Origin of the sequence: Ornithinimicrobium pekingense DSM 21552 (assembly GCF_000421185.1) — a bacterium.
GTDB lineage: Bacteria > Actinomycetota > Actinomycetes > Actinomycetales > Dermatophilaceae > Ornithinicoccus > Ornithinicoccus pekingensis.
Window position 1 is genome coordinate 1 of sequence record NZ_ATWJ01000015.1, and the last position, 12,755, is coordinate 12,755.

General features: G+C 72.1%; 11 protein-coding genes and 1 tRNA gene. 10 read left to right on the forward strand and 2 right to left on the reverse strand.

Going from position 1 to position 12,755, the window contains the following annotated elements; all coding sequences use genetic code 11:
• Nucleotides 1-18 precede the first annotated feature (18 nt).
• Entirely contained in the window at nucleotides 19-1,086 is a 1,068-nt protein-coding gene (locus K330_RS0116940) for an IS110 family RNA-guided transposase (RefSeq protein ID WP_022923005.1), read from the reverse strand.
• A gap of 381 nt (nucleotides 1,087-1,467) precedes the next feature.
• Here K330_RS0116940 and K330_RS0116945 point away from each other — a divergent pair, with 381 nt between their 5' ends.
• The 5 genes from K330_RS0116945 to K330_RS0116965 all read left to right on the forward strand — a co-directional run bounded on the left by K330_RS0116945 (nucleotide 1,468) and on the right by K330_RS0116965 (nucleotide 5,245).
• Complete coding sequence (locus K330_RS0116945) at nucleotides 1,468-1,635, forward strand: hypothetical protein (RefSeq protein ID WP_156875863.1); 168 nt, start codon at nucleotides 1,468-1,470, stop codon at nucleotides 1,633-1,635.
• Between the two features lie 128 nt (nucleotides 1,636-1,763).
• Nucleotides 1,764-2,885 (forward strand): peptidoglycan-binding domain-containing protein, encoded by a 1,122-nt coding sequence (locus K330_RS22050; protein ID WP_022923007.1) that lies wholly within the window; start codon nucleotides 1,764-1,766, stop codon nucleotides 2,883-2,885.
• 9 nt (nucleotides 2,886-2,894) lie between these two features.
• A complete protein-coding gene (locus tag K330_RS0116955; protein ID WP_022923008.1) occupies nucleotides 2,895-3,542 on the forward strand; it encodes an ABC transporter ATP-binding protein in 648 nt (215 codons plus the stop codon).
• Between the two features lie 28 nt (nucleotides 3,543-3,570).
• Nucleotides 3,571-4,671, forward strand: a complete 1,101-nt coding sequence (locus tag K330_RS0116960; RefSeq protein ID WP_022923009.1) for an ABC transporter permease — start codon at nucleotides 3,571-3,573, stop codon at nucleotides 4,669-4,671.
• 7 nt (nucleotides 4,672-4,678) lie between these two features.
• On the forward strand, nucleotides 4,679-5,245 hold the full coding sequence (locus K330_RS0116965; protein ID WP_022923010.1) for a hypothetical protein: 567 nt from the start codon (nucleotides 4,679-4,681) through the stop codon (nucleotides 5,243-5,245).
• A gap of 182 nt (nucleotides 5,246-5,427) precedes the next feature.
• Here K330_RS0116965 and K330_RS0116975 read toward each other — a convergent pair.
• Nucleotides 5,428-5,500, reverse strand: a tRNA-Arg gene (locus tag K330_RS0116975).
• A 50-nt stretch (nucleotides 5,501-5,550) separates the two neighbouring features.
• On the opposite strand from K330_RS0116975, the gene tyrA reads away from it, so the two are divergent.
• The 5 genes from tyrA to ettA all read left to right on the forward strand — a co-directional run bounded on the left by tyrA (nucleotide 5,551) and on the right by ettA (nucleotide 12,664).
• Nucleotides 5,551-6,705: a bifunctional chorismate mutase/prephenate dehydrogenase gene (tyrA, locus tag K330_RS0116980; protein WP_022923012.1), complete on the forward strand. Its 1,155-nt coding sequence runs from the start codon at nucleotides 5,551-5,553 to the stop codon at nucleotides 6,703-6,705.
• Nucleotides 6,706-6,731: 26 nt separating this feature from the next.
• Nucleotides 6,732-8,477, forward strand: a complete 1,746-nt coding sequence (locus tag K330_RS0116985) for a dynamin family protein (protein ID WP_051145670.1) — start codon at nucleotides 6,732-6,734, stop codon at nucleotides 8,475-8,477.
• A 35-nt stretch (nucleotides 8,478-8,512) separates the two neighbouring features.
• On the forward strand, nucleotides 8,513-10,123 hold the full coding sequence (locus tag K330_RS0116990) for a YfjP family GTPase (RefSeq protein WP_229665775.1): 1,611 nt from the start codon (nucleotides 8,513-8,515) through the stop codon (nucleotides 10,121-10,123).
• A gap of 171 nt (nucleotides 10,124-10,294) precedes the next feature.
• The gene (locus tag K330_RS0116995) at nucleotides 10,295-10,813 is read left to right on the forward strand and encodes a single-stranded DNA-binding protein (protein ID WP_169448608.1); all 519 of its coding nucleotides are present in this window, start codon (nucleotides 10,295-10,297) and stop codon (nucleotides 10,811-10,813) included.
• A gap of 168 nt (nucleotides 10,814-10,981) precedes the next feature.
• The gene (gene ettA, locus K330_RS0117000) at nucleotides 10,982-12,664 is read left to right on the forward strand and encodes an energy-dependent translational throttle protein EttA (RefSeq protein WP_022923016.1); all 1,683 of its coding nucleotides are present in this window, start codon (nucleotides 10,982-10,984) and stop codon (nucleotides 12,662-12,664) included.
• The last annotated feature ends 91 nt before the right edge of the window (nucleotides 12,665-12,755 follow it).

Below are 12,755 nucleotides of genomic sequence, written 5' to 3' on the forward strand. Positions count from 1 at the left end.
TGACGCTCCTATGGTCCGTCAAGCGTTTGCCTGGTCGGGGTGGTGCTCGAGGAGCCGGTAGATGTCTCGGGCGACGTAACGCTTGAGGCAGCGTTTGATCTCGCGTGGGGTCTTGCCCTCGGTGGTGCGGCGGGTGACGTATTCGCGGGTGTTGTCGTGGTGGCGGATTCGGGACAGCACGATGGTGTGCAGGGCACGGTTGAGCTGTCGGTCGCCGTAGCGGTTGAGCCGGTGGCGGGTGGTGACCTGGCCGCTGTTGGCCGGGATCGGAGCTACGCCGGCGAGCATCGCGAAGGCCGCCTCGGAGTGGATGCGGCCCGGGTGGGACCAGGCGCACAGCACCGTGGCAGCCACGATCGGTCCGACGCCTGGTTGGGCGAGCAGGTCGGGCCGCCAGGATCGGACGATGGCCAGGATCGCCTTCTCGTGCTCGGCCGCTTCCTGGGTCAGGGCCTGGGCGCGACGCGCCAGGGACCGCAGCGCGGTAACGGTGCTGAGGGTCTCGACGTCCCAGCCGGCCTGGACACGCAACCGTGAGGCGATGAGGATCATGGCGGGCAGCTTGTGCCCGCGGAACCGGTCGCGGATCTGCTCGGGTGCGGCGATGACCAGACTGAACACCTGACGTTGGGCGTCGGTGGAGGCCTGCACCGCCGAGCGTCGCGCGGCCAGCAGCACCGACAGTGCCTGCCGGTCACCACCGCCACGCGGAGTGCCCAACCGTGCCCGCGACAGCGCCTCCCTGGCTGCCCGGACCGCGTCCAACGGGTCGGACTTGGCTCCGTTGCGCCGGTGCGCACGTTCAGGACGGTCCAGCTCGACGACGATCTCCTCGCGGCTGGCCAGGTGGCGAGCCAGGCCGGCACCGTGGCCGCCGGTCCCCTCGATCGCCCACGCTCGCAGGACCGCGTGCTCGTCGGCGAACTCGACCAGCCGGGCGTAACCGTCGGCGGTGGCCTCCACGGTGATCTCATCCAGCACACCACCGGTGCCGGCCTCGACGATGGCGGCCGAGTGGGTGTGCACGTGGGTGTCGACGCCGATGATGACGTCGACGACCTCGCGCAGATCGGTCAGACTGGGCATTGCGTTCTCCTCCTTGCCGGAACGGGGACGTGGTTCCGGTCCGGGGCGGAGACTCGGCAGGACTGTGATGAGACACGTCCGGGCGCCGTCAACGCCAGGACGGTCAAGCTCCTGATCAGGCCAGCTGCTCCGACCGGGCCGGGGCCGGCGACCACGAGCGGACATGTCACGCCGAAGGCACGAAGCCAGTCAGGCCAAGGGTCACGCTCGCGGCCACCAGCCACAGCCCATCACCATCAGGCTGCGAAGGGAATCCTCACAGTCAGGCCATGGGGAGCGCGGGAGCACGGCCTGGTGTACGACCACTGGCGTGACTTCACCATCCCGTGTCTGACGGACAACGGGTACAACCACGAGCCGCTACCGGCGCGAGAGGTGTACGTGGAGGGTCAGCTCGCGGGGACACCCAGCTACTTCCTCAACCGTGACGTCGATGAGCAGATCCTGTCCGACGTGAGGTCAGGGCGGTGGACGTCGCTGCAGGACTTCTGGACCACCGTCTGCCCGTACGACCCGCCGGACGAGCTGCTCTACGGGCCGGAGGAGTAGGGCAGGTCTGTGTCGCCGCATGGGTGGGATGCTCCTGGGCAAGGTGCGAATGGATGGTTGACCTGGAGCTATAGGGTGCAGTGACCGTTTCGAGGGCGAGAGGTCGGGTTGGCATGGCTGGTGGGGGTATGGCGCGTGAGCCGGGGTGGCAGCGGCCGCTGGGGGTCGTGCTGGTCCTCGTGCTGGTGCTGGTCGCTGCGGGTGCGGCGTGGTGGGCGTCGCGGGCGACGATGACGTCGGCGGTCCCCGTGGACCAGCGTCAGGGGGCGGAGCAGATGGTGGTCTGGGGCGAGGCGTCTTCGGGGTCGGTGGGGCGGTCGTTGCCGTTGTCGACGACGTTGCGGCAGCCGGCGGTGCCGGTGGCGCAGAACACCCTGGCAGGTGTCGTGACGGGGGTCTCGCCAGGCGAGGTGGACCAGGGGGATGTCGTGTACGTCGTGGGCGACACGCCGGTGCGGGTCGTCGAGGCGGAGATCCCGTTCTGGCGTGACCTGGCCCGCGGGGTCAAGGGTGAAGACGTGGCCGCGCTGCAGCGACTCCTGGTTGCCGAGGGCCACCTGCAGGGTGAGGCGGACGGGGACTTCGGCACCGACACGGAGCGAGCGGTGCGTGCCTGGCAGGAGGAGCAGGAGCGGGAGCGGACAGGGCAGGTGCCGCTGGGGGAGCTGGTCGCGGTGCCGGACCTGCCGGCGGTGGTCCAGCTCGGTGAGGCCGTCGTGGTGGGCAAGACCCTCGGCGGGGGTGAGGACGCGGTCCTGGCGCCCACCGGGCAGCGGGAGTTTGTCCTGGTCGTGACCCAGGACCAGGCACGCCTGATCCCGGCCGAGGCCACTGTGGAGATCACCTACGAGGACCACACGTGGGAGGCGGTGATCGCCGGGTCGCAGCTGGATGAGTTCGGGTCGACCACGTTCGAGCTCACCGCCCCCGACGGTGGCGAGGTCTGCGGCGAGGAGTGCGGTGCGCTGCCTAAAGATGCGCAGGTGACGTTGCGCTCGGAGGTGGTGATCGTGCCCCGGGTGGAGGGCACCACGGTGCCGGCCGCCGCGGTTCGCACCCGCGCCGATGGCACTGCCTATGTCATCACACCGTCCGGCGAGGTCGACGTGACCATGGCCGGGTCCGGGCAGGGCCTCGTGGTGGTGAGGGGCATCGACCCCGGTACCCGCGTGCAGGTTCTCGACGGCACCCCCAGCACCCAGCCGGTGCCCCTGCCCGGTGATGGCGCCGACTCCACCCAGGGTGGGTGAGCAGGGGTCATGCTGGCGGTACGGGACCTGACCTTCGCCTACACCTGCGGTGGCGAGGAGCTCTTCGAGGGGCTTACTCACGTGTTCACTCCCGGCGCCGTCACCGCTGTGACCGGCCCTTCCGGGCGGGGCAAGTCCACCCTGCTGTACGTCCTGGGGCTCATGCTCACCCCGACCCGCGGCCAGGTGCTGCTGGGGGAGCGGGACGTGTCGACGGCGGCCGACGCGACGCGCTCCCGGCTGCGCGCGCACCAGATCGGGTTCGTCTTCCAGGACTCCGCCCTCGACCCCACTCGCACGGTGCTGGACTCGGTCGTCGAACCGGCGCTCTACGCGGGCTGGTCCCTCGGCACTGCCCGGGCCCGGGGCCGGGAGCTGCTGGGCCAGCTCGGTGTGGGCGCCCGCGCGGAGCATCGACCGGGGGAGGTCTCCGGCGGGCAGGCCCAACGAGTCGCGGTGGCACGTGCCCTGGTCACCGACCCCGCGGTCGTCCTCGCCGACGAACCCACGGGCAACCTGGACCGCGACAACGCCACGGGCGTCCTCGCGGCGCTGTCCGCGGCCGCAGGCACTGACGGCGGCACCGCCCGCACCGTGGTGGTGGCCACGCATGACCCCTTCGTGCTCGAGCACGCCGACGAGGTCCTGGCCCTATGACGCCCACGACATCCGCAGGGAGCCGACGATGAGGCCGTGGCTGCTGGTCCGGGAGGCGCTGGCCACGGCGTGGGCCACCAAGGTGCCCACGGTCCTGGTGCTGCTGCTCGTGGCGACCATGTGCGCGGCCACCATCGCCACCGTCGGGCGCACCGCGTCCGCCGAGCAGCAGCTGCTGGACCGGCTGGACTCGGCCGGCTCCCGCGTGCTGGTCGTCGCCGACGCCCGTGGCGACGGGCTCCTGACCCCGGCGGTGGTGGACCAAGCCATCGGCCTCTCCACCAGTGAACGGGGTGTCGGGACCCTCATCCCCGTGGACGTCGTCAACGGCGTCGTAGGCCAGGACGCGACGCGTGTTCCGGCGTGGGGTGTCCAGGGGGACCTGGCTGCGGTCGCAACCCTGACCGCCGGCCGCTGGCCTGGTCCGGGTGAGGCCATTGTCACCCAGGCCGCGATGGACCGCCTGGGGATGGACCACCCGGTCGGCTGGGTCGCCCGGGCCTCCACCACTGTGGTCGACGACTGGTCCGTCGTCGGCTCCTTCACCCCCAGAGAACCGTTCGCCGACTACGCCACCGGCGTGCTGTACGTCGCGCCCGAGGAGCGGGCCCTGGACTCCTTGCACGTCGTGCTCACCACCGCCGACGCCGCGCAGGTCACCCAGTCACAGGTGCTGCGGCTGATCGACCCACCGGCCCCGGACGCGCTGACCATTACCTCCCCGGTCTCCCTGGCCCAGCTGCAGGACCAGGTCACCGGCGACCTCGCGCTCTTCGGCCGCAGCCTGCTGCTCGGCGTCCTGGGCGCCGGTGCGCTGCTGGTGGCCATCGTCACCCTGGCCGACGTCCTCGTGCGCCGCGCCGACCTCGGCCGCCGCCGGGCACTGGGCGCCACGCGCACCGCCATCATCACCCTCGTCGTCCTGCGCACCCTCGTTCCGGCGCTGGCGGGCGCCGCCCTCGGCACCACCGCCGGCATCTTGCTCACCCAGCGGCTCGGAGCCGTCCCACCCTGGGAATTCACCACCGGCACCGCCACCCTCGCCCTTCTCGCGGCGGCCTGCGCGGCCGTCCCGCCCGCCCTCTACGCGGCCACCCGCGACCCGGTCCGCGTCCTACGCACACCGTGAGGTACCCATGATGACGCGCTCGCTGCAGCTCACCTGCCTGGCTGCTGCATGCGTGGTAGCGGTCGTACTCGCAGGATGCACCGGTGCCGACGACCCGGCTTTGGACCAGCCGCCCGTCAGTGGGAACCGCGCCAACGCTGATGAGGACCTCCGATCCTGGATAGCTGCCATCGGAGCCTGCCTGACCGAGCGCGGGTTCCCCGCCGAGCCGGTGGACGAGGGCGAGGGGCTGCAGCTGCCCGAGATCAATGCTTCGCAGCAGCAGGGGTTCGACGCAGCCATGCAGGACTGCCGCGCGCAGCACGGCGAGGTCCCACCTGGCACGGCGCCGCTGAGCACCGAAGAGGTCGGTGCCTTCTACGAGCTCCTCGTCGAGCAGGCCGACTGTCTCACCAGAGCCGGGTTCCCTGTCCGCGTGCTGCCAAGTCGACAGACCTGGGTGGCGGCCTACCAGGCCGGGGGTGAGGACGCCGTGCTTCCACTTGCGCCCGGCTCTGACGCCAACGCCGCCGAGGAGGCCTGTCCCTCGCCCACGGCACAAGACATCCACCAGCGGACCGTCGGCGGCTCCTGAGCCGGTACGCTCACCTGCTCAAAGGCACAGCCATCGACACGTGCCTCGCCCCGGCACAGCCCACCTCCGGCAGGTTCGAGGCCCACGTGAGGCCGAAGCCCATCCCGTCCACTGTTGCACGTATATTGCACGCGGGAGAGGTCGCCGACACGTTGTCGCAGGTCAAACGACGTTTCCCGCAGCGCCCCCGGCAGGACTCGAACCTGCAACCTACGGATTAGAAGGCCGGTGCTCTATCCATTGAGCTACGGGGGCCGGCGGTCGCCAGTGTAGAGGGGCTGTCCCCGCCGACTAGGATCGCGGGCATGCCAGGACGTCAGCTCGATGGGGCCACCGGGGCAGACGCCCCGCTGGCCGACCTGCGCGCCCAGATCGACGAGGTCGACGCCCAGCTCGTCGACCTGCTGGCCCGCCGGCTGGAGCTCGTCGGCGAGGTCGGCGAGGTCAAGGGGCGTCACGGGCTGCCGATCTACGCCCCCGAGCGCGAGAGCGCGATGATCGAGGCCAAGCGCGAGCTGGCCGTTGAGCAGGGGGTGCCTCCGGACCTGGTGGAGGACGTCCTGCGCCGCCTCATGCGCGAGGCCTACGCGCACGAGAAGAACATGGGGTTCACCCGGCGCGCGCCGCGCCTGGGGCCGGTCGTGGTCGTGGGCGGGGGCGGGCGGATGGGCTCGCTCTTCGCGCGCATGCTGCGCCTGTCGGGGTATGAGGTGCGCGTGGTCGAGCGGGACGACACCGACGAGCAGGTGGCGCAGGCGGTCGCCGACGCGGGCATGGTCATGGTGTCCGTGCCCATCCACGACACCGTCGCGGTGATCCGCTCCCTGCCGCCGCTGCCCCACGACTGCCTGCTCGTCGACCTGACGTCGACCAAGAAGGCGGCCGTGGCCGCGATGCTCGAGGTCCATCCTGGCCCGGTGCTGGGCCTGCACCCGATGTTCGGCCCCGACGTGGACAGCCTCGCCAAGCAGGTCGTGGCGGTGGTGCCCGGCCGCGCGCCGGAGGCCTCCTTCTGGCTGGTCGAGCAGATCCACCTGTGGGGCGCCCGGGTGCACGAGATCTCGGCCGAGGACCACGACGACCTCATGGGCCTGATCCAGGCGCTGCGGCACTTCTCGACGTTCGTCTACGGGTGGCACCTGGCGCACGAGGACCACGACCTCAGCGAGCTGCTCGCCCTGTCGTCGCCGATCTACCGCCTGGAGCTGGTGATGGTCGGCCGGCTCTTCGCCCAGGACGCCGAGCTCTACTACGACATCATCACTGCCTCCCCGGACGTCGTGGCGCTCATCCAGCGCTACCAGACCCGCTACGCCCAGGCGTTCGAGCTGCTGCTGCGCGGCGACCGCGAGGAGTTCGTCGCCCGCTTCCGCGAGATCGGCGACTGGTTCGGCGGGCACGCCCAGTCCTTCCTCGCGGAGTCCCGCAGCCTGCTCGCCCACGCCGACACGACCCGGTGACCAGACCCGCCGACCCCGGCGGGGCGATGTCGTCCGACCGGCCCCTCCCTGCGAAACTAGGGCCCGTGAACGACAAGGATCCCGCTGCGCTGCTCGCCGCCGTCGAACGGCTCCGGGACTCCGCCGACGCCGTCCACCTGCCGCTGGAGCTCGACGGGACCGAGGGCGCGCGCGGCTCCCGGCGCGAGCTGGTCCAGCAGCTCGACGACTACGTGCTGCCGCGGCTGCGCGCCCTCGACGCCCCGCTGCTCGCGGTCGTCGGAGGGTCGACCGGCGCGGGCAAGTCCACCCTGGTCAACTCGGTCGTCGGCGACGAGGTGACCCGCACCGGCGTCATCCGTCCGACGACCCGCGCCTCGGTCCTGGTCCACCACGAGCAGGACACGCGCTGGTTCACCGACAAGCGCGTGCTCCCGGGCCTGGCCCGGGTCGCCGGCGTCGGGGAGGGCGGCGCGGCCGACGACCCCGGCTCGGTGCGGCTGGTCCCCACCAGCTCCCTGCCCGCCGGGCTCGCGCTGCTCGACGCCCCCGACATCGACTCTGTCGTCAAGGCCAACCGCTCGCTGTCGCGCCAGCTGCTCGCCGCCGCCGACCTCTGGCTCTTCGTCACCACGGCCGCCCGGTATGCCGACGCCGTCCCGTGGGACCTGCTGCGCGAGGCCTCCGAGCGAGGCACCTCGGTGGCGATCGTCCTCAACCGGGTGCCTCCGGAGGCGCTCGAGCAGGTCCGTCTGCACCTGGCCTCGATGCTGCGTGAGCAGGGCCTGGGCCAGGCGCCGATCTTCACGGTGCTCGAGGTCGACCTCAACCGCGGCATGATCCCGGTCAAGCACGTCGAACGGCTGCGCAGCTGGCTGCAGTCGCTGGCCCGGGACGCCCGCGCCCGCTCGGTGGTCATCCGGCGCACGCTGTCCGGCACCCTCGGCTCCCTCGACGGCCGGGCGGTCGGCGTCGCCGACGCCGTGGCCGCGCAGGCGGCCGCGTTCGCCGAGCTCGAGCAGGCGCCGCGCACGGCATACGCCGCCGCTCTCGAGGGGGTCTCGCAGGGCGTGCAGGACGGCTCCCTGCTCCGCGGCGAGGTGCTCGCGCGCTGGCAGGAGCTGGTCGGGACGGGCGAGTTCCTCCGGTCGGTCGAGGCCGGCATCGGCCGGCTGCGCGACCGCGTGGCGGCCTACTTCACCGGCCGGCAGGTCAGCTCGGAGCCGCTCGGTGACGCCATCCAGACCGGCGCCGCGGCGCTGATCACCTCGCACGGCCAGGTGGCCGCGAGCACCGCCACCCGCTCCTGGAAGACGCTGCCGGGTGGGGCGGAGCTGGTGCGCGAGCACCCCGGGCTGGGCAAGGCCTCCCCGGACCTGACCGAGCGCGTCGAGCGGCTCATCCGCGACTGGCAGGGCGAGGTCCTGGACCTGGTGCGCGAGGAAGCCGGCTCGCGGCGGGCGACGGCCCGCTACCTGGCCTTCGGCGTCAACGGGTTCGCGGTGCTGCTCATGATCGTGGTGTTCAGCATGACGGCCGGCCTGACCGGTGGGGAGATCGCGATCGCCGGCGGCTCGGCCGTGCTGGCGCAGCGGCTGCTCGAGGCGGTCTTCGGCGACCAGGCGGTGCGGTCCATGGCGACCAAGGCGAGGAAGGCGCTGCTCGGGCACGTCGAGCGGCTCTACGAGGACGAGCGGGCGCGCTTCGAGCGCGTCCTGGAGGAGGTGGCCGTGCGCGAGCACGCGGCCGAGGAGCTGCGGGCGGCCGCGGCAGGCGTGGAGGCGGCCCGGTGATCGGGCGTCGACGCAGTCCCGGGCGGGGCGCGGGTATGGTGCCGCTCACCGAGCGCGCGGAGCGTCTGCGCTCTGCGCTGGACGTCGGAGGTGACGAGCTCGACCCCGGTGCCGTCGCCCAGGCCCGCGGGGTCGTGCAGCGGGTGCAGGAGCGCTGGGCGCTCAAGGGTGGCCGGACCGTGGTGGCGCTCGCCGGATCCACCGGGTCGGGCAAGTCCAGCCTGTTCAACGCCCTGGTAGGTCGGGAGGTCTCGACGATCAGCCCGCGCCGCCCCACCACCGCCGAGGCGTCGGCCGCCGTCTGGGGCGAGGAGCCCGCGGGCGAGCTGCTCGACTGGCTGGGCATCGGCGACCGGCACCAGGTGGTCGCCGACGGTGACGAGGGCGAGCTCGACGGTCTCGTGCTGGTCGACCTGCCGGACTTCGACTCCCGCGAGCTGCGGCACCGCGTCGAGGCCGACCGGGTGCTGGAGCGGGCGGACGTCTTCGTGTGGGTCGCCGACCCGCAGAAGTATGCCGACGCACGGCTCCACGACGACTACCTGCAGCCGCTGCGCCACCACGACACCGTGATGCTCGTGGTGCTCAACCAGGTCGACCGGATCCGGGACAAGGACGACGTGCAGCAGGTCCGCGACGACCTGCGCCGGCTCGTGCAGGCCGACGGGGCGGGTGACCACGACGTCATCGTCACCTCCGCGCGCACGGGCGAGGGGCTGCAGGACCTGCGCGCCCGGATCGCCACCGTGGTCAGCGCGCGCAACGCCGCCGAGGCCCGCCTCGTCGCCGACCTGCGCACCTCGGCCGACCGGGTGGGTGAGGGGGTGGCCCCGCAGACGCCCGTGCTCACCGAGGCCGCCGACGACCGGCTCCACGACGCCCTCAAGCAGGCCTCCGGCGTGCCGGTCGTGCTCGACGCGATCGAGCGCGACTACCTGCGCCAGGCCAACGCCCGCGCCGGCTGGCCGTTCACCCGGTGGATGTCCGCCCTGCGGCCCGACCCGCTCAAGCGGCTGCGCCTGGGGGACGACACCCCCGGCCCCGCCGGCATCGCGCCGTCCGACGTGCGGGCGGTGCTGGGCCGGTCGTCCCTGCCGTCGCCGACCCCGGCCGCCCGTGCCAACGTGCAGCTGGCCTCCCGGCAGGTGGCCGAGGACGCCGGGACCGAGCTGCCGGTCCGCTGGCAGGAGGCCCTGGTGGAGGCCGCCAGCCCCACCGAGGACAACCTCGCCGACGCCCTGGATCAGGCCGTCGTCAGCACGCCGCTGCGCACCCGTGCCCCCGTGTGGTGGTCGGTCCTGGGCGTCCTGCAGCTGGTCCTGGCCCTCCTCGCGGTCGCCGGCCTGCTGTGGCTCGCGCTCGTGGCCGTGCTCGGCTGGTTCGCCCTGCCGGTCGACGTGCCGTTCTGGGGGCCCGTGCCGATCCCCCTCGCGCTGCTGGTCGGCGGTCTGGTCGCCGGCCTGCTGCTGGCCATGGTGGCCGCGGTGGCCGCCCGCGTCGGTGCCCGACGCCGCCGGCGCCACGTCGAGGAGCTGCTGGACGACGCGATCGACGAGGTGTCCTACCAGCACGTCCGCAGGCCGGTCACGACGGTGCTCGACCGGCACGAGAAGACCCGCGAGCTGCTGGAGCGGGCGGGGGCCTGAAGGACCAGCACCACCGCACCGTCGTCCACATGGGTCGGGCCCGGATCCTCCTCGTCCACAGGAGGGCCCGGGCCTGTTCCGTCCCCGCCGCCAGCGTCCGACGATGGCTGGCACGAGGCCCCGTCACCGACGGGCACGACACAGGAGGGGAACACCATGGTGGAGAGCAGGATGACGATCACGGGCAACCTGACCCGTGACCCGCAGCTGCGGATCGGCAGCAGGACGGGCGACCCGTTCGCGGCGCTGGCCGTGGCGGTCAACAACCGCCGCCTGGACAAGGAGAGCGGCCAGTGGGTCACGACCGGCACGACGTACTTCGACGTGCTGTGCTGGGGCGCCCTGGGCGCCAACGCCCTGCGCAGCTTCAGCAAGGGTGACCCGGTCATCGTCCACGGCAAGTTCCGGCTGCGGGAGTGGACCAGCGACACCGGCCCCCGGGTGAACCCGACGGTCGACGCCGACTCGATCGGGCCGGACCTGACGTTCGGCACCGCCGCGTTCAGCCGGGGCAGCTCGACGTACGGCCTCGACCGGGTGGAGGAGCACGACCCGGACCAGGACCCCTCGGGAGAGGACGGCCTGGACGCCCTGGCGGACGAGGACGGGGTGGTCAGCGACGAGCAGGCGGCGGTCCTGGCCGCGCGGGGCGGGATGGCCGAGGACGTGGAGGACCGCGAGGCCGCCTGAGGAAGCCGGGGACCCGGGCGGGCGTGCCCCTGCACCCACCCCGACCGTCCGCCCGGCGTCCCGTCCCCGGCGTCCCGCCGCCCGCCGCCGTCCACCGCCCGAGGCACCGCCCGGAGGCGGCCGCCGGCGATTCGGGCGCGGCGGCACTCGACGGATACCCTGGCGAGCATGGCCGAATTCATCTACACCATGACGCGCGCCCGCAAGGCGGTCGGCGACAAGGTGATCCTCGACGACGTCACGATGTCCTTCTACCCCGGCGCCAAGATCGGTGTGGTCGGGCCCAACGGCGCCGGCAAGTCGACCATCCTCAAGATCATGGCCGGGCTCGACCAGCCCTCCAACGGCGAGGCCCGTCTCTCGCCCGGCTACAGCGTGGGCATCCTGCTGCAGGAGCCGCCGCTCAACGAGGACAAGACGGTCCTGGGCAACGTCGAGGAGGGCCTCGGCGAGATCAAGCGCAAGGTCGACCGGTTCAACGAGATCGGCGAGCTGATGTCGGAGCCCGACGCCGACTTCGAGGCGCTGATGGCCGAGATGGGCCAGCTGCAGGAGGAGATCGACCACGCCGACGCCTGGGACCTCGACGCCCAGCTCGAGCAGGCGATGGACGCCCTGCGCTGCCCGCCCCCGGACGCCGACGTCACCGTCCTGTCCGGTGGTGAGCGCCGCCGCGTCGCGCTGTGCAAGCTGCTGCTGTCCAAGCCGGACCTGCTGCTCCTCGACGAGCCCACCAACCACCTGGACGCCGAGTCCGTGCAGTGGCTCGAGCAGCACCTCGCCGCCTACCCCGGCGCCGTCCTGGCGGTGACGCACGACCGCTACTTCCTGGACAACGTGGCGCAGTGGATCGCCGAGGTCGACCGCGGCAAGCTCTACCCCTACGAGGGCAACTACTCCACCTACCTGGAGAAGAAGCGCGAGCGGCTGGCCATCGCCGGCAAGAAGGACGCCAAGCTCGCCAAGCGCCTGGAGAAGGAGCTGGAGTGGGTGCGCTCCAACCCCAAGGCCAAGCAGACCAAGAACAAGGCGCGCCTGGCCCGCTACGAGGAGATGGCCGCCGAGGCCGAGAAGACCCGCAAGCTGGACTTCGAGGAGATCCAGATCCCGCCGGGTCCGCGCCTGGGCAACCAGGTCATCGAGGTCACCGACCTGCGCAAGGGTTTCGGTGACCGGGTCCTCATCGACGGCCTGTCCTTCACGCTGCCCCGCAACGGCATCGTCGGCGTGATCGGCCCCAACGGGGTCGGCAAGACGACCCTCTTCAAGACGATCGTCGGCCTGGAGGACGCCGACGCCGGTGACGTCAAGATCGGTGACACGGTCAAGATCTCCTACGTCGACCAGTCGCGCGAGAACATCGACCCGGAGAAGTCCCTGTGGGAGGTCGTCTCCGACGGCAACGACTTCATCCAGGTCGGCAACGTCGAGATCCCCTCCCGCGCCTACGTCAGCCAGTTCGGCTTCAAGGGCCCCGACCAGCAGAAGAAGGCCGGCGTCCTCTCCGGCGGCGAGCGCAACCGTCTCAACCTCGCGCTGACCCTCAAGGAGGGCGGCAACCTGCTGCTGCTGGACGAGCCGACCAACGACCTGGACGTCGAGACCCTCGGCAGCCTGGAGAACGCGCTGGAGAACTTCCCCGGCTGCGCCGTGGTCATCTCCCACGACCGGTGGTTCCTCGACCGCGTGGCCACGCACCTGCTGGCCTACGAGGGCGACGAGGAGAACCCCTCGAAGTGGTACTGGTTCGAGGGCAACTTCCAGGCCTACGAGGAGAACAAGGTCGAGCGCCTGGGCGCCGACGCCGCCCGGCCGCACCGGGTCACCTACCGCAAGCTGACCCGGGACTGACCCCCGCTCCGGCGCCCGGCAGCCACCCGCCGGACCGCACCGCGCGTGCCACGTCGACGCAGGCCCCAGCCCCCGCTCCCTCCCCGGGACG

Excerpts from the sequence above, each read along its gene's own strand:
- K330_RS0116940 (WP_022923005.1), bottom strand. The coding sequence starts at position 1,086 with ATGCCCAGTCTGACCGATCTGCGCGAGGTCGTCGACGTCATCATCGGC.
- K330_RS0116955 (WP_022923008.1), top strand. The coding sequence starts at position 2,895 with ATGCTGGCGGTACGGGACCTGACCTTCGCCTACACCTGCGGTGGCGAG.
- tyrA (WP_022923012.1), top strand. The coding sequence starts at position 5,551 with ATGCCAGGACGTCAGCTCGATGGGGCCACCGGGGCAGACGCCCCGCTG.
- K330_RS0116995 (WP_169448608.1), top strand. The coding sequence starts at position 10,295 with ATGACGATCACGGGCAACCTGACCCGTGACCCGCAGCTGCGGATCGGC.
- ettA (WP_022923016.1), top strand. The coding sequence starts at position 10,982 with ATGGCCGAATTCATCTACACCATGACGCGCGCCCGCAAGGCGGTCGGC.
- K330_RS0116985 (WP_051145670.1), top strand. The coding sequence starts at position 6,732 with ATGTCGTCCGACCGGCCCCTCCCTGCGAAACTAGGGCCCGTGAACGAC.
- K330_RS0116965 (WP_022923010.1), top strand. The coding sequence starts at position 4,679 with ATGATGACGCGCTCGCTGCAGCTCACCTGCCTGGCTGCTGCATGCGTG.
- K330_RS22050 (WP_022923007.1), top strand. The coding sequence starts at position 1,764 with ATGGCGCGTGAGCCGGGGTGGCAGCGGCCGCTGGGGGTCGTGCTGGTC.
- K330_RS0116990 (WP_229665775.1), top strand. The coding sequence starts at position 8,513 with ATGGTGCCGCTCACCGAGCGCGCGGAGCGTCTGCGCTCTGCGCTGGAC.
- K330_RS0116960 (WP_022923009.1), top strand. The coding sequence starts at position 3,571 with ATGAGGCCGTGGCTGCTGGTCCGGGAGGCGCTGGCCACGGCGTGGGCC.